Genomic DNA, 21,539 nt, shown 5'->3' with positions numbered 1-21,539 from the left:
CATGGCCATAAAAGGTCTTGAGCAGGCCGTTGAAAACCTCAGCCGTATCAGCAAAACGGCGGTGCCCGGTGCCGCCGCAATGGCCATTAACCGCGTTGCTTCATCCGCGATATCGCAGTCGGCGTCACAGGTTGCCCGTGAGACAAAGGTACGCCGGAAACTGGTAAAGGAAAGGGCCAGGCTGAAAAGGGCCACGGTCAAAAATCCGCAGGCCAGAATCAAAGTTAACCGGGGGGATTTGCCCGTAATCAAGCTGGGTAATGCGCGGGTTGTCCTGTCCCGCCGCAGGCGTCGTAAAAAGGGGCAGCGTTCATCCCTGAAAGGTGGCGGTAGCGTGCTTGTGGTGGGTAACCGTCGTATTCCCGGCGCGTTTATTCAGCAACTGAAAAATGGCCGGTGGCATGTCATGCAGCGTGTGGCCGGGAAAAACCGTTACCCCATTGATGTGGTGAAAATCCCGATGGCGGTGCCGCTGACCACGGCGTTTAAACAGAATATTGAGCGGATACGGCGTGAGCGTCTTCCGAAAGAGCTGGGCTATGCGCTGCAGCATCAACTGAGAATGGTAATAAAGCGATGAAACATACTGAACTCCGTGCAGCCGTACTGGATGCACTGGAGAAGCATGACACCGGGGCGACGCTTTTTGATGGTCGCCCCGCTGTTTTTGATGAGGAAGATTTTCCGGCAATTGCCGTTTATCTCACCGGCGCTGAATACACGGGCGAAGAGCTGGACAGCGATACCTGGCAGGCGGAGCTGCATATTGAAGTTTTCCTGCCTGCTCAGGTGCCGGATTCAGAGCTGGATTCGTGGATGGAGTCCCGGATTTATCCGGTGATGAGCGATATCCCGGCACTGTCAGAGTTGATCACCAGTATGGTGGCCAGTGGCTATGACTACCGACGCGACGATGATGCGGGCCTGTGGAGTTCAGCCGATCTGACTTATGTCATTACCTATGAAATGTGAGGACGCTATGCCTGTACCAAATCCTACAATGCCGGTGAAAGGTGCCGGGACCACACTGTGGGTTTATAAGGGGAACGGTGACCCTTATGCGAACCCACTTTCAGACGTTGACTGGTCGCGTCTGGCAAAAGTTAAAGACCTGACGCCCGGCGAACTGACCGCTGAGTCCTATGACGACAGCTATCTCGATGATGAAGATGCAGACTGGACTGCGACCGGGCAGGGGCAGAAATCAGCCGGAGATACCAGCTTCACGCTGGCGTGGATGCCCGGAGAGCAGGGGCAGCAGGCGCTGCTGGCGTGGTTTAATGAAGGTGATACCCGTGCCTATAAAATCCGCTTCCCGAACGGCACGGTCGATGTGTTCCGTGGCTGGGTCAGCAGTATCGGTAAAGCGGTGACGGCTAAGGAAGTGATTACCCGCACGGTGAAGGTCACCAATGTGGGACGTCCGTCGATGGCAGAAGATCGCAGCACGGTGACGGCGGCCACCGGCATGACGGTGACACCCGCCAGTGCTTCCGTAGTGAAAGGGCAGAGCACTACGCTGACCGTGGCATTCCAGCCGGAGGGCGCAACCGACAAGAGCTTCCGTGCGGTGTCTGCGGATAAAACAAAAGCCACCGTGTCGGTCAGCGGTATGACCATCACCGTGAACGGCGTTGCTGCAGGCAAGGTCAACATTCCGGTTGTCTCCGGTAATGGTGAGTTTGCTGCGGTTGCAGAAATCACCGTCACCGCCAGTTAATCCGGAGAGTCAGCGATGTTCCTGAAAACCGAATCATTTGAATATAACGGCGTGACCGTCACGCTTTCTGAACTGTCAGCCCTGCAGCGTATTGAGCATCTTGCCCTGATGAAACAGCAGGCAGAATCCGACAGTAACCGGAAGTTTACTGTGGAAGACGTCATCAGAACCGGCGCTTTTGTGGTGGCGATGTCTCTGTGGCATAACCATCCGAAGAAGACGCAGATGCCGTCCATGAATGAAGCCGTTAAACAGATTGAGCAGGAAGTGCTTACCACCTGGCCCACAGAGGCAATTTCTCATGCTGAAAACGTGGTGTACCGGCTGTCCGGTATGTATGAGTTTGTGGTGAATAATGCCCCTGAACAGGCAGAGGACGCCGGGCCTGCAGAGCCTGTTTCTGCGGGAAAGTGTTCGACGGTGAGCTGAGTTTTGCCCTGAAACTGGCGCGTGAGATGGGGCGACCCGACTGGCGCGCCATGCTTGCCGGGATGTCATCCACGGAGTATGCCGACTGGCACCGTTTTTACAGCACCCATTATTTTCATGATGTTCTGCTGGATATGCACTTTTCCGGGCTGACGTACACCGTGCTCAGCCTGTTTTTCAGCGATCCGGATATGCATCCGCTGGATTTCAGTCTGCTGAACCGGCGCGAGGCTGACGAAGAGCCTGAAGATGATGTGCTGATGCAGAAAGCGGCAGGGCTTGCCGGAGGCGTTCGTTTTGGCCCGGACGGGAATGAAGTTATCCCCGCTTCCCCGGATGTGGCGGACATGACGGAGGATGACGTAATGCTGATGACAGTATCAGAAGGGATCGCAGGAGGAGTCCGGTATGGCTGAACCGGTAGGCGATCTGGTCGTTGATTTAAGTCTGGATGCGGCCAGATTTGACGAGCAGATGGCCAGAGTCAGGCGTCATTTTTCCGGTACGGAAACTGATGCGAAAAAAACAGCGGCAGTCGTTGAACAGTCAATGAACCGGCAGGCGCTGGCTGCACAGAAAGCGGGGATTTCCGTCGGGCAGTATAAAGCCGCCATGCGTATGCTGCCTGCGCAGTTCACCGACGTGGCCACGCAGCTTGCAGGCGGGCAAAGTCCGTGGCTGATCCTGCTGCAACAGGGTGGTCAGGTGAAGGACTCCTTCGGCGGGATGATCCCCATGTTCAGGGGGCTTGCCGGTGCGATCACCCTGCCGATGGTCGGGGCCACCTCGCTGGCGGTGGTGACCGGTGCGCTGGCGTATGCCTGGTATCAGGGCAACTCAACCCTGTCCGATTTCAACAAAACGCTGGTCCTTTCCGGCAATCAGTCGGGTCTGACGGCAGATCGTATGCTGGTCCTGTCCAGAGCAGGGCAGGCGGCAGGGCTGACGTTTAACCAGACCAGCGAGTCACTCAGCGCACTGGTTAAGGCGGGGGTAAGCGGTGAGGCTCAGATTGCGTCCATCAGCCAGAGTGTGGCGCGTTTCTCCTCTGCATCCGGCGTGGAGGTGGACAAGGTCGCTGAAGCCTTCGGGAAGCTGACCACAGACCCGACGTCAGGGCTGACAGCGATGGCGCGCCAGTTCCATAACGTGACGGCGGAGCAGATTGCGTATGTTGCTCAGTTGCAGCGTTCCGGCGATGAAGCCGGGGCATTGCAGGCGGCGAACGAGGCCGCAACGAAAGGGTTTGATGACCAGACCCGACGCCTGAAAGAGAACATGGGCACGCTGGAAACCTGGGCAGACAGGACAGCACGGGCATTCAAATCCATGTGGGATGCGGTGCTGGATATTGGTCGTCCTGATACCGCTCAGGAGATGCTGATTAAGGCAGAGGCTGCGTTTAAGAAAGCGGACGACATCTGGAATCTGCGCAAGGATGATTATTTTGTTAACGATGAAGCGCGGGCGCGTTACTGGGATGATCGTGAAAAGGCCCGTCTTGCGCTTGAAGCCGCCCGAAAGAAGGCTGAACAGCAGAGTCAACAGGACAAAAATGCGCAGCAGCAGAGCGATACCGAAGCGTCACGGCTGAAATATACCGAAGAGGCGCAGAAGGCTTACGAACGGCTGCAGACGCCGCTGGAGAAATATACCGCCCGTCAGGAAGAACTGAACAAGGCACTGAAAGACGGGAAAATCCTGCAGGCAGATTACAACACGCTGATGGCGGCGGCGAAAAAGGATTATGAAGCGACGCTGAAAAAGCCGAAACAGTCCGGCGTGAAGGTGTCTGCGGGCGATCGTCAGGAAGACAATGCTCATGCTGCCCTGCTGACGCTTCAGGCAGAACTCCGGACACTGGAGAAGCATGCCGGAGCGAATGAGAAAATCAGCCAGCAGCGCCGGGATTTGTGGAAGGCAGAAAGTCAGTTCGCGGTACTGGAGGAGGCAGCACAACGTCGCCAGCTGTCCGCACAGGAGAAATCCCTGCTGGCGCATAAAGACGAGACGCTGGAGTACAAACGCCAGCTGGCTGCACTTGGCGATAAGGTCACGTATCAGGAGCACCTGAATGCGCTGGCGCAGCAGGCGGATAAATTCGCACAGCAACAACGGGCAAAACGGGCAGCCATTGAGGCGAAAAACCGGGGGCTGACTGACCGGCAGGCAGCGCGGGACGCCACGGAACAGCGCCTGAAGGAACAGTATGGCGATAATCCGCTGGCGCTGAATAGCGTCATGTCAGAGCAGAGAAAGACCTGGGCGGCTGAAGACCAGCTTCGTGGAAGCTGGATGGCAGGCCTGAAGTCCGGCTGGAGCGAGTGGAAAGAGAGCGCCACGGACAGTATGTCGCAGGTTAAAAGTGCTGCCACGCAGACCTTTGATGGTATTGCGCAGAATATGGCGGCGATGCTGACCGGCAGTGAGCAGAACTGGCGCAGCTTCACCCGTTCCGTGCTGTCCATGATGACAGAAATTCTGCTTAAGCAGGCAATGGTGGGGATTGTCGGGAGTATCGGCAGCGCCATTGGCGGGGCTGTTGGTGGCGGCGCATCAGCATCAGGCGGTACAGCCATTCAGGCCGCTGCGGCGAAATTCCATTTTGCGACCGGGGGATTTACGGGAACCGGCGGCAAATATGAGCCAGCGGGGATTGTTCACCGTGGTGAATTTGTCTTCACGAAGGAGGCAACCAGCCGGATTGGCGTGGGGAATCTCTACCGGCTGATGCGCGGCTATGCCACCGGTGGTTATGTCGGTACACCGGGCAGCCTGGCGGACAGCCGGTCGCAGGCGTCCGGGAAGTTTGAGCAGAATAACCATGTGGTGATTAATAACGACGGCACGAACGGTCAGATAGGGCCACAGGCGCTGAAGGCTGTTTATGACGTAGCCCGTAAGGCGGCAATGGATGTCGTGACCGGGCAGATGCGTGATGGTGGTCTGTTCTCCGGAGGTGGGCGATGAAAACCTTCCGCTGGAAAGTGAAACCGGGTATGGATGTGGCTTCGGCTCCTTCCGTCAGGGAGGTGCGCTTTGGTGATGGTTACTCCCAGCGCGCGCCTGCCGGGCTGAATGCCAACCTGAAAACGTACAACGTGACGATTTCTGTTCCCCGTTGGGAGGCCACGGCGCTGGAATCGTTTCTGGCAGAGCACGGAGGCTGGAAAGCCTTTCTGTGGACGCCGCCTTATGACTGGCGGCAGATAAAGGTGACCTGCGCAAAATGGACGTCGCGGGTCAGTATGCTGCGTGTTGAGTTCAGCGCAGAGTTTAAGCAGGTGGTGAACTGATGCAGGATATCCGGCAGGAAACACTGAATGAATGCACCCGTGCGGAGCAGTCGGCCAGCGTGGTGCTCTGGGAGATCGATCTGACAGAGGTCGGTGGAGAACGTTATTTTTTCTGTAATGAGCAGAACGAAAAAGGTGAGCCGGTCACCTGGCAGGGGCGGCAGTATCAGGCGTATCCCATTCAGGGGAGCGGATTTGAGATGAACGGCAAAGGAGCCAGTGCCAGACCAACGCTGAAAGTATCTAATCTGCACGGTATGGTCACCGGGATGGCGGAAGATCTGCAGAGTCTGGTCGGCGGAACGGTGGTCCGGCGTAAGGTTTACGCCCGTTTTCTGGATTCGGTGAACTTCGTCAACGGAAACAGTGACGCCGATCCGGAGCAGGAGGTGATCAGCCGCTGGCGCATCGAACAGTGCAGCGAACTGAGCGCGGTCAGTGCCTCTTTTGTACTGTCCACACCGACGGAAACGGACGGCGCTGTTTTTCCGGGGCGCATCATGCTGGCCAACACCTGCACCTGGAGCTATCGCGGTGATGAGTGCGGTTATAACGGTCCGGCTGTCGCGGATGAATATGACCAGCCGACGTCCGATATCACGAAGGATAAATGCAGCAAATGCCTGAGTGGCTGTAAGTTTCGCAATAATGTCGGCAACTTTGGCGGCTTCCTTTCCATTAACAAACTTTCGCAGTAAATCCCATGACAGAGACAGAATCAGCGATTCTGGCGCACGCCCGACGATGTGCGCCAGCGGAGTCGTGCGGCTTCGTAGTGAGAACGCCGGAGGGGGAAAGATATTTTCCCTGCGTGAATATCTCCGGTGAGCCGGAGGATTATTTCCGGATGTCGCCGGAGGACTGGCTGCGGGCAGAAATGCAGGGTGAGATTGTGGCGCTGGTGCACAGCCATCCCGGTGGTCTGCCCTGGCTGAGTGAGGCCGACCGGCGGCTGCAGGTGCAGAGTGATTTGCCGTGGTGGCTGGTCTGCCGGGGGGCGATTCACAAGTTCCGCTGTGTGCCGCATCTTACCGGGCGGCGCTTTGAGCACAGGGTGACGGACTGTTACACGCTGTTCCGGGACGCTTACCATCTGGCGGGGATTGAGATGCCGGATTTTACTCGCGAGGATGACTGGTGGCGTAACGGCCAGAATCTCTATCTGGATAATCTGGAGGCCACAGGGCTGTATCAGGTGCCGTTGCCAGCGGCGCAGCCGGGCGATGTGCTGCTGTGCTGTTTTGGTTCATCGGTGCCGAATCATGCCGCCATTTACTGTGGTGACGGCGAGCTGCTGCACCATATTCCTGAACAACTGAGCAAACGAGAGAGGTACACCGACAAATGGCAGCGACGCACACACTCCCTCTGGCGTCACCGGGCATGGCACGCATCTGCCTTTACGGGGATTTGCAACGATTTGGCCGCCGCATCGACCTTCGTGTGAAAACAGGGGCCGAAGCCATCCGGGCGCTGGCCATGCAGATCCCGGCGTTTCGTCAGAAACTGAGCGACGGCTGGTATCAGGTACGGATTGCCGGGCGGGATGTCAGCACGTCCGGATTAACGGCGCAGTTACATGAGGCTCTGCCTGACGGCGCTGTGATTCATATTGTTCCCAGAGTCGCAGGGGCCAAGTCAGGTGGCGTATTCCAGATTGTCCTGGGGGCAGCCGCCATTGCCGGATCATTCTTTACCGCCGGAGCCACCCTTGCAGCATGGGGGGCTGCCATTGGTGCCGGTGGTATGACCGGCATTCTGTTTTCTCTCGGTGCCAGTATGGTGCTCGGCGGTGTGGCTCAGATGCTGGCACCGAAAGCCAGAACTTCCCGCATACAGACAACGGATAACGGTAAGCAGAACACCTATTTCTCCTCACTGGATAACATGGTTGCCCAGGGCAATGTTATGCCTGTTCTGTATGGTGAAATGCGCGTGGGGTCACGGGTGGTATCTCAGGAGATCAGCACGGCAGACGAAGGGGACGGTGGTCAGGTTGTGGTGATTGGTCGCTGATGCAAAATGTTTTATGTGAAACCGCCTCCGGGCGGTTTTGTCGTTTATGGAGCATGACGAATGGGTAAAGGCAGCAGTAAGGGGCATACCCCGCGCGAAGCGAAGGACAACCTGAAATCCACGCAGTTGCTGAGTGTGATCGATGCTATCAGCGAAGGGCCGATTGAAGGTCCGGTGGATGGATTAAAAAGCGTGCTGCTGAACAGTACACCGGTGCTGGACAGTGAGGGGAATACCAACATCTCCGGTGTCACGGTGGTGTTCCGGGCAGGTGAGCAGGAGCAGACACCGCCGGAGGGATTTGAATCCTCCGGTTCCGAGACGGTACTGGGTACGGAAGTGAAATACGACACGCCGATCACCCGGACTATCACGTCTGCAAATATCGACCGTCTGCGCTTTACCTTCGGTGTGCAGGCACTGGTGGAAACCACCTCAAAGGGTGACAGGAATCCGTCGGAAGTCCGCCTGCTGGTTCAGATACAACGTAACGGTGGCTGGGTGACAGAAAAAGACATCACCATTAAGGGCAAAACCACGTCGCAGTATCTGGCCTCAGTGGTGGTGGATAACCTGCCGCCGCGCCCGTTTAATATCCGGATGCGCAGGATGACGCCGGACAGCACCACAGACCAGCTGCAGAACAAAACACTCTGGTCGTCATACACCGAAATCATCGATGTGAAACAGTGCTACCCGAACACGGCACTGGTTGGCGTACAGGTGGACTCGGAGCAGTTCGGCAGCCAGCAGGTGAGCCGTAATTATCATCTTCGCGGGCGCATTCTGCAGGTGCCGTCGAACTATAACCCGCAGACGCGACAATACAGCGGTATCTGGGACGGAACGTTTAAGCCAGCATACAGCAACAACATGGCATGGTGTCTGTGGGATATGCTGACCCACCCGCGCTACGGCATGGGGAAACGTCTTGGTGCGGCGGATGTGGATAAATGGGCGCTGTATGTCATCGGCCAGTACTGCGACCAGTCAGTGCCGGACGGCTTTGGCGGCACGGAGCCGCGCATCACCTGTAATGCGTACCTGACCACACAGCGCAAGGCGTGGGATGTGCTCAGTGATTTCTGCTCGGCGATGCGCTGTATGCCGGTATGGAACGGGCAGACGCTGACGTTCGTGCAGGACCGACCATCAGATAAGGTGTGGACCTATAACCGCAGTAATGTGGTGATGCCGGATGATGGCGCGCCGTTCCGCTACAGCTTCAGCGCCCTGAAGGACCGCCATAATGCCGTTGAGGTGAACTGGATTGACCCGGATAACGGCTGGGAGACGGCGACAGAGCTTGTGGAGGACACGCAGGCCATTGCCCGTTACGGTCGTAACGTCACGAAGATGGATGCCTTTGGCTGTACCAGCCGGGGGCAGGCGCACCGCGCCGGGCTGTGGCTGATTAAAACGGAACTGCTGGAAACGCAGACCGTGGATTTCAGCGTGGGCGCAGAAGGGCTTCGCCATGTGCCGGGCGATGTTATTGAAATCTGCGATGATGACTACGCGGGGATCAGCATCGGCGGGCGCGTGCTGGCGGTGAACAGCCAGACGCGGACACTGACGCTCGACCGTGAAATCACGCTGCCATCCTCCGGCACCACGCTGATAAGCCTGGTTGACGGTGAGGGTAATCCGGTCAGTGTGGAGGTCCAGTCCGTCACCGACGGCGTGAAAGTGCAAGTGAGTCGGGTTCCTGACGGGATAGCTGAATACAGCGTATGGGGGCTGAAGCTGCCGACGCTGCGCCAGCGCCTGTTCCGCTGCGTGAGTATCCGTGAGAATGACGACGGCACGTATGCCATCACCGCTGTGCAGCATGTGCCGGAGAAAGAGGCCATCGTGGATAACGGGGCGCACTTTGACGGCGACCAGAGCGGCACGGTGAATGGTGTCACGCCGCCAGCGGTGCAGCATCTGACCGCAGAAGTCACCGCAGACAGCGGGGAATACCAGGTGCTGGCGCGCTGGGATACGCCGAAGGTGGTGAAGGGGGTGAGCTTTATGCTTCGCCTGACCGTGGCAGCGGATGACGGCAGTGAGCGGCTGGTCAGCACGGCCCGGACGACAGAAACCACATACCGCTTCACGCAACTGGCGCTGGGAAACTACAGGCTGACAGTCCGGGCGGCAAATGCCTGGGGGCAGCAGGGCGATCCGGCGTCGGTATCGTTCCGGATTGCCGCACCGGCAGCGCCGTCGCGGATTGAGCTGACGCCGGGCTATTTTCAGATAACCGCCACGCCGCATCTTGCCGTTTATGACCCGACGGTACAGTTTGAATTCTGGTTCTCGGAAAAGCGGATTGCGGATATCAGGCAGGTTGAAACCACAGCCCACTATCTTGGCACGGCGCTGTACTGGATAGCCGCCAGTATCAATATCAAACCGGGCCATGATTATTATTTTTATATCCGCAGTGTGAACACCGTTGGCAAATCGGCATTCGTGGAGGCTGTCGGTCGGGCGAGCGATGATGCGGAAGGTTACCTGGATTTTTTCAAAGGCCAGATAACCGAATCCCATCTCGGCAAGGAGCTGCTGGAAAAAGTCGAGCTGACGGAGGATAACGCCAGCAAACTGGAGGAGTTCTCGAAAGAGTGGAAAGACGCCAACGATAAATGGAATGCCATGTGGGGCGTCAAAATTGAGCAGACCGAAGACGGCAAACATTATGTCGCGGGGCTTGGCCTCAGCATGGAGGATACAGAGGAAGGCAAACTGAGCCAGTTCCTGGTTGCCGCTAACCGTATCGCGTTTATTGACCCGGCAAACGGGAATGAAACGCCGATGTTTGTGGCGCAGGGCAACCAGATATTCATGAACGAAGTGTTCCTGAAGTATCTGACGGCTCCCACCATTACCAGCGGCGGCAATCCGCCGGTATTTTCCCTGACACCGGACGGGCGGCTGACGGCGAAAAATGCCGATATCAGCGGTAACGTGAATGCGAACTCCGGGACGCTCAACAACGTCACGATAAATGAGAACTGTACGATTAAGGGAATGCTCGAGGCTACTCAGGTCAGAGGTGACTTCGTTAAAGCTGTATCTAAGCCATTCCCGAAAAAAACTGGCTCGTGGGGCGATACGGAAACACCAGGCGGGACGGTTACAGTCACCATTTACGATGATCATAACTTTGATCGCCAGATTATTATTCCGCCCATTATTTTTAATGGTGTGGCGTATGACGATCCGGGGAGCGGTAATAACCCGGGAGGTACGCGATACACGGGTTATGGTTTTGAAGTTCGCAAAAACGGCGTATTAATCGCATCCAGAGAAACTAAAGGAGCCATTCCCGGTAGTTACAGTGCGGTTATTGATATGCCGAGTGGTGGTGGTAGTGTCACTCTGGAGTTTAAGATTTTCCAGAAAGGCAATCAGGGCGCAGGTAACATCACAGACTGTACGGTGATTGTGACCAAAAAAGCTGCTTCCGGTATCAGTATCCGTTGAAATATTTATAACCCCAATACGGGCGCCAGAAATGGCGCCTTTTATATTTGTGGAGTGAGTATGGCAGTACAGATTTCAGGTGTGCTGAAAGATGGTGCGGGAAAACCAATACAGAACTGCACTATTCAACTGAAGGCAAAGCGTAACAGCACCACGGTACTGGTGAACACGGTGGCCTCTGAAAATCCGGATGAAGCCGGGCGTTACAGCATGGATGTTGAGTATGGCCAGTACAGCGTTATCCTGCTGGTTGAAGGTTTTCCGCCTTCACATGCCGGAACCATTACCGTCTATGAAGGTTCCAGTCCGGGGACGCTGAATGATTTTCTCGGTGCCATGACGGAAGATGATGTCATGCCGGAGGCATTGCGCCGTTTTGAGGCTATGGTGGAAGAAGCAGCACGTAACGCTGAAGCTGCCTCTCAGAGCGCAGCGGCGGCAAAGAAATCCGAAACTGCAGCGGCATCATCGAAGAACGCGGCGAAAACCTCAGAAACGAATGCAGCTAACAGCGCACAGGCGGCAGCGGCCTCACAGACTGCATCGGCAAACTCCGCGACAGCAGCCAAAAAATCAGAAACCAACGCGAAAAATAGCGAAACAGCCGCAAAGACGAGCGAAACCAACGCAAAGTCCAGCCAGACGGCAGCGAAAACCAGCGAAACGAATGCCAAAGCCAGTGAAACTGCGGCGAAAAACAGCCAGGCTGCAGCAGCTGAAAGTGAGAGCGCGGCAGCCGGTTCTGCGACTTCAGCAGCCGGATCAGCAACTGCTGCGGTTAACAGTCAGAAAGCAGCGAAGACGAGTGAAACTAACGCAAAGTCCAGCCAGACGGCAGCGAAGACCAGCGAAACAAATGCCAAAGCCAGCGAAACTGCGGCGAAAAACAGTCAGGATGCAGCGGCCCAAAGCGAGAGTGCCGCAGCTGGTTCTGCAAGTGCGGCGGCTTCTTCTGCCACTGCATCAGCCAACAGTCAAAAAGCTGCAAAAACCAGTGAAACCAACGCAAAGGCGAGCGAGACTGCGGCGGCTAACTCGGCGAAAGCATCCGCTGCAAGCCAGACAGCGGCTAAAGCAAGTGAAGATGCAGCCAGGGAGTACGCAAGCCAGGCAGCTGAGCCGTATAAACAAGTTTTGCAGCCGTTGCCTGATGTGTGGATACCGTTTAATGACTCGATGGATATGATCACCGGATTTGGCCCGGGATATAAAAAAATAACAGTGCGCGATGATGTGGTCACTATACCATCCGACAAAATTGTCCCGTTTTCCCGCGCGAGTTCCGCGACCTATATCAATAAGTCCGGCGCTCTTACCATTGCAGAAATTAATGAGCCACGTTTTGAAAAAGAAGGGCTGTTAATTGAAGGGCAGAGAACTAACTATCTAAAAAATTCTAATACACCGGAATTGTGGTACTACCACAGTTTACTGGCGAAAGAGTATGGGGTTGATAATTACGGTTTTAATTATGCAACCGTCACCGTGACAGACAGTCTTGTAGGCACAACCAGTAGTTATCAGATTCATAGTGTAACAGGAGAGAACAGGTTTTCTCTGTCCATCGGTGAAACCTGCACTTTTTCTGCCCGCTTTCGTGGAGTTAATTCACGTTGTCGCGTCCATATATCTCTTGTTATTGGCGAAAATGTTAAAACATCCGTTGATGTATGTCTGGAGCCAGATACAGGTGAGGTTAAGGCGTACGGTAATAAGGCGCTGGTGACATTCAGAACGGAAAAACAGGGGGACTGGTGTTACTTTGAAACAACATATACCGCCGCAGAGAATATTGACGAAGTGGTATGCGGTTTTTTTATAACCAATCCTGAAGATGGTGGTTTTTCTTCTGATTCGTCATTAACAATGACTACGCCGCAAATTGAAAAAGGGCCATGCGCTTCATCGTTTATTATTTCCGGAAACACACCAACCACGCGCGCCAGTGATATGGTTATTTTTTCAACCAGAAATAACATAAGTTCTGTCCCTTTAAGCTGTCTTGTTGAAATACATAAAAATTGGGACTCTACGCCAAATCAGGCCCCACGAATTTTAACCACTATTGGCGTGGCGACTAATGATGAACAACTGGTATTTGCTTTCAGGAAGCCTACAAGTCCGGATGTAGAGCCTTTACCTTATGTTCAGTTTGGAGTGAGATCTGCATATCTTAGTCCATCTGTGAAGGCCGGGCGCAAAATGATTGCTGGTTTTGTCTGTAATAGCTCGACTGAATTTCGTTGCTGTTGTAATGGTTACCTGTCACCTGTTCAGACTTCGTCATGGAAGAATACCGGAGCTGCACATGAAATACGTATTGGGGGAACTTCTGCTGGCGGAGACCGCCACTTGTTTGGTCACGTTCGTAACCTGAGAATATGGCATAAAGAATTAACTGATGCGCAAATGGGGGAGAGTATTAAATGAAAGATTTAACACTCAAATTTGCAGACAGGGCCGACTTTTCGGCCTTCATGGATAGCACGGGCTATTATGATGACGAGTCGATGCAGGATGATATTCTTATTGACGTGATAGGTAACGTGTACAAAGAAACCGGAGAACTTACTGAAGATGGCGAGCCGGTATGTGTTAAGGAAGACGGATATTTTGTAAACATGCGCATCATTAATGATGTGAAAACACCGTCAATATTCGATGAATACGTGGTTGCTGTTGAGCATCAACTTCGTGGCTGGATGTGAGGAAGAAAAATGGCTACATCGACAGTAATTCCTGATGACATCAAAACGCTAAAATCCGATGTTAGTAAACTAAAAACTGATCAAGGAAGCTATGCAACAAAATCATATGTAGACAATAAAACAACATGGAATAGTTATTGTAATGTAATCTATGATCAAAAGTCATTGCCCACAACTGGAACTATATTTAGCGGTAAGATGCACTTGTCAAATAAGACAGGAGAAACCGAAAACGCTTATAGTGAGATGTACACCAGAAAAAATATTGACGGCACTAAAGATACAATGACAAGGATTGTCACACACAATGGAACAAAAGGTATCTTCTGGGATTTTAGCGATCTTTACGGTGGGACATTGATTTTCCCAGGAAATGAAGGTTACTTGAAAATGGGTAAGTGCCTCATGTCTTATGGGAATCGTGTTGATAACGCCATGATTAAATTTGATTACACAGACACATTACAAATCAAATATGCTAATCATGGGTCAACCATGACATTAAATACACAGGGAACCGCTCACGCTGGCGTAACAACTCGAATATGGGGCAATTCTAGCCGCCCGGTTGTTTATGAAGTTGGCGTAGATGAGGCTCTGTATATGTTCTACGCACAGAAAACTACCAGCAATACCTACGAATTAACGGTTAACGGCGCGTGTAATGCAAGTGCATTTAATCAAGGCTCTGACCGGGATCTGAAAGACAATATTCAGGTGATCGATAATGCAACCGACCGCATTCGTAAAATGAACGGCTATACATACACGCTTAAAGAAAACGGTATGCCTTACGCTGGTGTTATTGCACAAGAAGCCCTGGAAGCCATCCCCGAAGCCGTAGGGTCTATGATGAAATATCCAGACGGTGGGAGTGGATTAGATGGAGAAGAAGGTGAACGGTATTACACTGTAGATTATTCTGGTGTTACTGGCTTGCTTGTTCAGGTAGCCAGAGAGTCAGACGACAGAATAACAGCACTGGAAGAAGAAAACGCAGAATTAAGACAAAGATTATCTGCAATTGAGGCGACGCTTGTGTCTAAATAATATTAAGGGGCCGAGCGCCCCGTTTTATTGGGTAGGATGAAAATGGATATAACACCTTTCCTTCATGCACTTTGTGCTGTGGCTGCGCAGGTACTGATTGGCCTTTTTACCGGAAACTGGGCTTACGGAGCTATAGCCGGTTGTACGTTCTTCATTGCGCGTGAACACACCCAGGCAGAATATCGCTGGATTGAAATGTTCGGGCACGGCAAGCGTATGAATATGCCGTGGTGGGGCGGTTTTGATCCACGCGCGTGGGATGTAGCAAGCCTGATGGATTTTTCTGTGCCGGTGGTGGCGTGTCTGCTGGTCTGGGTATTTATCCGTTCAACATAAAAAGTCGCAGCAACTTGTCATGGCGGAATACTGCGGCTGGCTGGTGAGCTATCGATAGTGCGAGTATGGAATGATTTCCAGCCATTATAGATTTTACGTATTTTTTTGCATGAGAGGATTTGCACCACCTCCCACCGACCATCTATGACTATACGCCACCATTTCTAGGGCTGCTATGTGCCAGAAGCGGACATTATGACAGCCAGGAAGCCCTTATCTGAACGAAAAAAATAATGTCGTTGGGATGGTTTACTTTACAATGTCAGTTTTAAACAGCCTACAAAACAGGTGATCACGTGCATGCCAACATGATTGAATACCTAAATATTTTCATACAGGTTGTTGAGCAGGGTAGCTTCACTAAAGCTGCTGATGTACTTCAGATCCATCGCCCCACCGTGAGCAAAGCAATACAGCAGATAGAGCATGATCTGGGTGTAAAACTCATTTATCGCACAACCCGAAAGCTGAGCGTTACTGCTGAAGGGGATGAGTTCTATCATCATGCCAGGCATGTCCTGGCCGAAGTTAATGACATGATGGCCAGTTTTTCACCGACTCTTCCACCGCGAGGACGCCTGAGACTTGATGTGCCCCTGGCGCTGGCGCATTCCATATTGATCCCTAATCTTAGGCATTTTCAGACACTGTATCCAGGTATTGAAGTTGTGCTGGTTTCTTCGGATAAAAAAACTGATTTGATCACGGAAGGCGTAGATTGCCTTATCCGCCTGGGTGCGCTTCAGGATTCTAGTTTTATATCCAGACGTCTTGGTGACATCCGGATGGTTACCTGTGCAGCCCCGTCTTACCTGCAGCAGCATGAGCGGCCAGAAACACTTGCGGATCTGGATAAACATCGGGCAATTAACTTTTTTAGCGACCACAGTCGTGACGTCATGGAATGGAAGTTTATCGAAAACGGGAGCATTGTTTCGCTACGTCCTGCGGGCAGCCTGCTGGTTGATAATTCCGATATTCTGCTTTCCTGTGCTCTGGCTGGTCTGGGCATTATCCAAGCTACCTATGATGCCGTTGCTCCCCATATTGCTTCCGGCGCTCTTGAAGAGATTCTGCCGCAATACCCATCGGTGTCAAAGCCCGTGTCAGTGATGTATCCCGACAGGCGCTACCTTTCTCCAAAAGTGCGCGTCTTTATCGACTGGTTCAGTGATGTTCTGGCCACGCAGATCCGCTGAAGCAGGCGGATTGTTAATGGATAATTAATACTGAAGTTCCCTCTCAGCTATTTCTGGTGTGTTTGTAACAACGTAGATTGTTCACAAATGATTCGGGCATCCCTTCGGCATTATTCTGAAGGAGTGCCTTTAACTGAAGAGAGCTGAATATGTCTAAAGTTATTACCTTTAACCGTACCGGAGGCCCGGAAGTGCTGGAATTTGTTGATGTACAGGTGCCTGCGCCGACAGCGGGTGAAGTGCAGATCCGCGTACATGCGATAGGTATCAACCGTGCAGAAATCATGTACCGCAACGGCCAGTATGTTATTGAGCCGGAATTTCCGGCACGTCTTGGTTATGAAGCGGCTGGCGTTGTGCAGGCCGTAGGTGAGAATGTTGATGAGTTTACCATTGGAGATCTGGTCAGCGTTATCCCTTCATTTATGTTTAATGAATACGGTATGTACGGTGAAGTGGTCAATGCACCTGTGCATGCTATCGTGAAGCATCCTGAAAACCTTTCTTTTGAGGAAGCCGCTGCAAGCTGGATGATGTATGTCACCGCTTATGGTGCGCTGGTTGAATATGGCAATCTTCAGGCTGGTCAGAATGTTGTGATCCGCGCAGCATCAAGCAGCGTAGGTCTGGCTGCCATACAGATAGCTAACATGCTGGGTGCAAACCCAATTGCACTCACTCGGACCTCTGAAAAAAGTGAAATGCTACTGAAAGCTGGCGCAGCTGCCGTCATTGCTACTGCAGAGCTGGATATGGTTGCTGAAATCAATCGAACAACAGATGGCGTAGGTGCCCATATTGTTTTTGATCCCGTCGGCGGGCCGGACGTGGCAAAACTGACGCAGGTGATGGCATCACAGGGCATGTTTTTCCAGTATGGCGCGCTCGATAGCCGTGACATGCTTGTGCCTGTATTTAATATTCTCGGTAAGCATCTCACTCTGCGTGGATATGAGCTGTTTGAAATCACGACTGATTCTGAAAAAATGGCGCGCGCAAAATCCTTCATAACAGAAGGCTTACGAGCTGGCAAACTGAAACCGGTCATCGATAAAACGTTCCCGTTCGAAGAGATTGCAGACGCCCAGCGCTATATGGAGGCCAATGGCCAGGTAGGCAAAATAGTCGTGACCGTTGAGTAATCCTTACCACAGCATTTTATAAATGAGCCTGGTGAAGCCTGGATATTATCCAGGCTTCGATGCAATGGCTCCGGCAGGTACTGCCTTCGATTTCCACGACTTGAAAATTAAATGTCCTTTTCTCGCTTAAAGGGGGACCTTCAGATCCAAGAGGCTGTCCGCTTGGTGCCAGGAGCGGACGTTACTAACGTGATGATGAGATCATCTACGAGAAACAAGTCATATGGGATATATTTCCAATAGAATATGAAAGATTAAACCCTGACTGGAGTTCATCCATTATTTATTACAAGTGAGATTTTATACAAGAAAAAGGATAAATATTAATTTTTCAGAAACCTCTAAATTCATGTAATTTTGAAGATAGCTCTTCATTCTTTTTTATGAAGTCTAATAAATACTCTTCAGTTATTATTATTTGATTTCCATCCTTATACTTAGTTGCTAACATCTGGTTATCATTATCTGATGAGATACCTTCCGGAGCGGTGATGCGAAAACTATGCATTATTCTATTGCGGATAATGACAAGCTCTTCAAAAAGAGTAGCAATAGTATCGTCTGATTTTTTTGAAATGGTTTCTTTGATAGGGATTTTAAGCTGGCCAGAAGTTTTATCTATTAACGCATACCAGTTGTAACTTTCATCATCATCTTCCCTTAAAATATTTTCAATGATAAAACCATTGTTGGAGTTGAAAACACAAACGGCAGTGCCAACAAGTTCTCTATATTTTTTTGACGGTAATGATTGGCGCGAAAAAACTTCATACATGATAATTTAACCCTCATGAAAGTAGGTGATAATATCAGAGTTGAACTCTGCTCCGGCAGTGGAGCGCAACCAAATTCGCAGCATTTTCAGTCCTATCCTAACTCTGCTCACTGTATGTCACAAGCGGAATTTAATAACATCAGGCTATCCCCTTAGCAGGACTGGTCACCAGTTATCTTTTGATAAATCAAGGGCTGCAGATTGAATCCATCGCTCATAGGCAGTTCCCAATTGCCCTATGCTTTGGATACCAGGGATATTCATTGTCAAAATAGCTTGATGGTTAACCTGTTTCGCCCCCCATAAATACCCATACTCTACGTACCCTCTGATTTTCAAAGCCCTACAAATTACTTCTTTTCTAAAAAAAGCATCAAGTTGAATGTTTTTTGTATAATTAAAGAGATGGTTCTCAGCATTCATCTCTATGAAGTCTTTTTTATTTTGTATTACTGACAACACTTTCTCTTTATTTAACACTCTACCATAATACGAGGTTCCATCATTGCAGTGTGCGTATATCTCATTGAAGTAAACGGATGCTCCTCGCCAATCAGCGAAGCTCAAGGACTCCCCGCTCAGGTGGTTATGATGCAATACAAAGTTAGGCCGATTACTGATTGAGTCCAGCAATGCTGAAGAGGGATTTGCTCGATTCTCTAGTTTTTCTGTACTGAATTCGAGTAGCGGACCTTTAGGGCAATGAAGTGAAGCAGAGTATTCCCAGCGTGCACACTCACCGGCTTCGACTAACAATAGTGCGGTTATTTGTTCTAAGTCAGTCATGTTTCTTAACATGCTTAGCTCCCATAGCTTATTGACTAATGTATATCGGCAACACGACTCCACATCTTGAGATATCTCTTCATTTTTTGAATCCAGATGTGAGCACAATCGTTTAGTTGCATCTTTATTACTTTTTTCACACTAGGTATGTCAATTTATAACGAAATTTAAACTTCCGCTCTTCGCTCATAGCAGACATTCACTACAGTTATGGCAGAAAGGTATGCATGTTGGGTGTGGGGAAGTAGTGAAAGAAAAGAAGACTGCTGAGCCGTTTGTCGTCACGTTTATCTTCATTGGCTATGCGAGTCGTAATACAAGATGGGACAAAACTGAGACACATAAGGCCTCACAATGGCTTGCAAGGCTTTACATGTTTTGATGTGGTGGGACGTGTGAGCGCAGTGTTGATGGGGTAATGCTTTGAATTAGAATCGGATTCTTATAATTCGTAATGCGAAGGTCGTAGGTTCGACTCCTATTATCGGCACCATCAAGAAAATCAATAACTTAGCTTAACTTCTCTAAGAAATTGTATCTTCTGTTATCACTTACAAACGCCTATACGTTGTTATGGGCTTTGGTAGTGTAACACGTATGGGCGAGTAGTTCCCAGGCTCAACCTCGTAACAAGTTCCTTTGAAGCTGGAAGACGTGCCACCGTCTCTAAACCTTCTACCAAAACTCTTAGCAAGATGTTCCACACCTGGCGCGGTGTCCAATGATGCTACACGTCGTGAGACGTTGCAGAGGATAAACAGGCTAAATGATGGGAAGAGTTTTAAGTGCAATAGTGGATTAAAGCCCACCTCTTCAAAACCTAACTTGATCGGGAAAGAATCAAGCTCTAGCACGGTTTCGTCCACCGGAGTACAACGGGTGCCTGATAAGAGAAGAACTGCTAAGACTTCATAGCTTTTGTGAAAAAGCCCTTTTTAGTGGATACGCCTACGGCGCTTATTTTTTGGTATAACCATCAAAGGCGCTTTATGGCTCCTATTGTCTTGAAAATGTATCTTTACTTGTATTGTGTTTTATGCGTAGTCTCCCTGTGTAGTATGTAACTTGTTAATTTTCATATGAATACAGAGGCACACGATGAAAAACATTGCAGCTATAAAACGTAATAACCGCAAGATTCACGCTCGTAAGTTCCTGTCTACGCCAGAAGGAAAAGCCTGGCTAGAGCGTAAACAGAGAGAGAACGAAGAAAGAAAACTCCTTAGTGAGTTGAAATGGCTTAGAGAGGATTTCTGAAAATCTCCAGAACGCAACAGGACGCATTCTAACGCTGTTTTCATTGCTTGGTATAGGAATGTACAGGTGATGTGTGTTTAATGCGTCTGTGAGCTTGTTTTGTGCCTTATTTTGCATTTTCATAATGCAGAAGAGAACACGGAAAGCCTTAAAATTAATTATTGGGGTATTTAAGGCTATTTTCAGGGTATTTAAGGGTATTAAACTTGATTTAATTGATTAAAATATAAACAGATAGTTCTGTATCTTATTGATTTATAAGGTTGTTTTTAAATAAAGGTAAATAAAAAATAAATAGCCATAAATAGCTATAAATACATCTAAATACCTATATCCCTTCCCTTATGGCTAGATTGCGAGAAGTGCTTAACGCGATTTTCAGCGCCCCCCGATCTGGAAAATCCAGAATCCCCAAATATCAGCAAGGAATTTTCTTGCGTAATCAACATCGTTTTTACCTATTAAATCATTACACAGAAAGCCTTTCTGTAATGTCTCTCACTAAACTTTCACTAAACACGAGAATGATCGGTTTTATGTCGGATCAGATGCTAGAAACAGCACCACGTCTCACAAGGGCTGTAAGCGATGAAACCAGTGTTTATGCGGGTGCAGGTCAAAATATAGGCCAAAATCCATTTAACATAATAAACGTAATATGCACTAAGGAACACATAGAACGCCTTGAATTGATGTATCAGGGGAAAAGTGATGGATTTTTTACGTAGGAGCACGAGAGGGCTTATGTTGACTTTTGTATGCTATGAAATATAATTAAAGGTTTTTTTTGTTTTTATCGTGTGATGTAGTGGATTACACAGGGGAATAGATTAAATGGTGTTCTGTTTATACAGGTTTATTTGTTAGATCAACAATTTGGCATTTCTAAACAGATGTTTGAACGTTGCCAAATGTCTTGACAACACAAGAAAAGGGCTTGCTATGCCACGCATTACACGAAATAAGGCTGTAAAAACAAAATAAATTTTAAAATTTGCACAAACGAGAAAACTCGTTCAGAAACAAGCAGAACAATTTTTAGCCAACAATTTCTGATGGTGTGCTGTAAGCCGCATCACACAAGGTTTTGCGAAAGTGATGTAAAAGTGAAGAAAGTAAGAATTGCACTTTTAAGCTGCTTTTCATTGAATTTTTTAGTATGGAATTACACAGGGAATAGAGAGCATTATTCTATGATTTACACAGGGAATATAGGGGGATTATGGCACACACATAGAAAGGCATTACACAGGGTGAGTGCTATGTGATGATTGGTAGTAACGGTAGGTCACTGTGAGCTACCCCCTATCAAGTCTAACAGGGGTTTATATGTAGTGGTCAACAAAAACTG

General features: G+C 50.4%; 20 protein-coding genes and 1 pseudogene. 19 read left to right on the top strand and 2 right to left on the bottom strand.

Translation table 11 applies throughout. The annotated features are described in order from the left end of the window. Position 1: 1 nt before the first annotated feature. The 18 genes and pseudogenes from FEK46_RS18725 to FEK46_RS18645 all read left to right on the top strand — a co-directional run bounded on the left by FEK46_RS18725 (position 2) and on the right by FEK46_RS18645 (position 17,370). The gene (locus FEK46_RS18725; protein WP_000975070.1) at positions 2-580 is read left to right on the top strand and encodes a phage tail protein; all 579 of its coding nucleotides are present in this window, start codon (positions 2-4) and stop codon (positions 578-580) included. Next, entirely contained in the window at positions 577-972 is a 396-nt protein-coding gene (locus FEK46_RS18720) for a phage minor tail U family protein (protein ID WP_000683146.1), read from the top strand. Before FEK46_RS18725 ends, FEK46_RS18720 begins: the two co-directional genes overlap by 4 nt. A gap of 7 nt (positions 973-979) precedes the next feature. Next, positions 980-1,720, top strand: a complete 741-nt coding sequence (locus FEK46_RS18715; protein WP_001467857.1) for a phage tail protein — start codon at positions 980-982, stop codon at positions 1,718-1,720. Between the two features lie 15 nt (positions 1,721-1,735). Beyond that, positions 1,736-2,149, top strand: a complete 414-nt coding sequence (locus FEK46_RS18710) for a phage minor tail protein G (RefSeq protein ID WP_000479202.1) — start codon at positions 1,736-1,738, stop codon at positions 2,147-2,149. Beyond that, positions 2,131-2,565, top strand: a complete 435-nt coding sequence (locus FEK46_RS18705) for a phage tail assembly protein T (protein WP_000459457.1) — start codon at positions 2,131-2,133, stop codon at positions 2,563-2,565. Before FEK46_RS18710 ends, FEK46_RS18705 begins: the two co-directional genes overlap by 19 nt. Then, positions 2,558-5,119, top strand: coding sequence for a phage tail tape measure protein (locus FEK46_RS18700; protein ID WP_135560166.1), 2,562 nt, complete (start codon positions 2,558-2,560; stop codon positions 5,117-5,119). The genes FEK46_RS18705 and FEK46_RS18700 overlap by 8 nt, the downstream gene beginning before the upstream one ends. Beyond that, a complete protein-coding gene (locus FEK46_RS18695) occupies positions 5,116-5,445 on the top strand; it encodes a phage tail protein (RefSeq protein WP_135385855.1) in 330 nt (109 codons plus the stop codon). The genes FEK46_RS18700 and FEK46_RS18695 overlap by 4 nt, the downstream gene beginning before the upstream one ends. Then, positions 5,445-6,143 (top strand): phage minor tail protein L, encoded by a 699-nt coding sequence (locus FEK46_RS18690; RefSeq protein ID WP_135560167.1) that lies wholly within the window; start codon positions 5,445-5,447, stop codon positions 6,141-6,143. Before FEK46_RS18695 ends, FEK46_RS18690 begins: the two co-directional genes overlap by 1 nt. Positions 6,144-6,148: 5 nt before the next feature. After that, the gene (locus tag FEK46_RS18685; RefSeq protein WP_135560168.1) at positions 6,149-6,892 is read left to right on the top strand and encodes a C40 family peptidase; all 744 of its coding nucleotides are present in this window, start codon (positions 6,149-6,151) and stop codon (positions 6,890-6,892) included. Then, entirely contained in the window at positions 6,889-7,461 is a 573-nt protein-coding gene (locus tag FEK46_RS18680; protein WP_240731134.1) for a tail assembly protein, read from the top strand. The genes FEK46_RS18685 and FEK46_RS18680 overlap by 4 nt, the downstream gene beginning before the upstream one ends. Before the next feature lie 60 nt (positions 7,462-7,521). After that, the gene (locus FEK46_RS18675; RefSeq protein WP_135560170.1) at positions 7,522-10,935 is read left to right on the top strand and encodes a host specificity protein J; all 3,414 of its coding nucleotides are present in this window, start codon (positions 7,522-7,524) and stop codon (positions 10,933-10,935) included. Positions 10,936-10,995: 60 nt separating this feature from the next. Continuing rightward, entirely contained in the window at positions 10,996-13,365 is a 2,370-nt protein-coding gene (locus FEK46_RS18670; protein WP_135560171.1) for a prophage tail fiber N-terminal domain-containing protein, read from the top strand. Next, the gene (locus FEK46_RS18665) at positions 13,362-13,643 is read left to right on the top strand and encodes a hypothetical protein (RefSeq protein ID WP_135560172.1); all 282 of its coding nucleotides are present in this window, start codon (positions 13,362-13,364) and stop codon (positions 13,641-13,643) included. Before FEK46_RS18670 ends, FEK46_RS18665 begins: the two co-directional genes overlap by 4 nt. 9 nt (positions 13,644-13,652) lie before the next feature. Continuing rightward, positions 13,653-14,693 (top strand): tail fiber domain-containing protein, encoded by a 1,041-nt coding sequence (locus FEK46_RS18660; RefSeq protein WP_135560173.1) that lies wholly within the window; start codon positions 13,653-13,655, stop codon positions 14,691-14,693. Positions 14,694-14,735: 42 nt separating this feature from the next. Continuing rightward, complete coding sequence (locus FEK46_RS18655) at positions 14,736-15,029, top strand: hypothetical protein (protein WP_135560174.1); 294 nt, start codon at positions 14,736-14,738, stop codon at positions 15,027-15,029. 27 nt (positions 15,030-15,056) lie between these two features. Then, a pseudogene (locus tag FEK46_RS24005) lies at positions 15,057-15,119 on the top strand (capsid protein); the annotation flags it as partial. Positions 15,120-15,337: 218 nt separating this feature from the next. Then, on the top strand, positions 15,338-16,228 hold the full coding sequence (locus FEK46_RS18650) for a LysR family transcriptional regulator (RefSeq protein ID WP_024193551.1): 891 nt from the start codon (positions 15,338-15,340) through the stop codon (positions 16,226-16,228). A gap of 149 nt (positions 16,229-16,377) precedes the next feature. Next, positions 16,378-17,370 (top strand): zinc-dependent alcohol dehydrogenase family protein, encoded by a 993-nt coding sequence (locus FEK46_RS18645; RefSeq protein WP_135560175.1) that lies wholly within the window; start codon positions 16,378-16,380, stop codon positions 17,368-17,370. A 331-nt stretch (positions 17,371-17,701) separates the two neighbouring features. Here the strand turns inward: FEK46_RS18645 and FEK46_RS18640 are convergent, their stop codons facing one another. Further along, positions 17,702-18,145 (bottom strand): selenium binding protein, encoded by a 444-nt coding sequence (locus FEK46_RS18640; RefSeq protein WP_087900645.1) that lies wholly within the window; start codon positions 18,143-18,145, stop codon positions 17,702-17,704. A 165-nt stretch (positions 18,146-18,310) separates the two neighbouring features. Next, positions 18,311-18,943 carry a hypothetical protein gene (locus FEK46_RS18635; protein ID WP_138194795.1) on the bottom strand — a complete coding sequence of 211 codons (633 nt, stop codon included), beginning with the start codon at positions 18,941-18,943 and terminating at the stop codon, positions 18,311-18,313. Positions 18,944-20,029: 1,086 nt separating this feature from the next. On the opposite strand from FEK46_RS18635, the gene FEK46_RS23445 reads away from it, so the two are divergent. After that, positions 20,030-20,188 carry a hypothetical protein gene (locus FEK46_RS23445; RefSeq protein ID WP_000788777.1) on the top strand — a complete coding sequence of 53 codons (159 nt, stop codon included), beginning with the start codon at positions 20,030-20,032 and terminating at the stop codon, positions 20,186-20,188. Positions 20,189-21,539: the final 1,351 nt, after the last annotated feature.

This window comes from Escherichia sp. E4736 (genome assembly GCF_005781225.1).
Lineage (GTDB): Bacteria > Pseudomonadota > Gammaproteobacteria > Enterobacterales > Enterobacteriaceae > Escherichia.
This window is presented reverse-complemented; position numbering and strand designations above follow the sequence as displayed.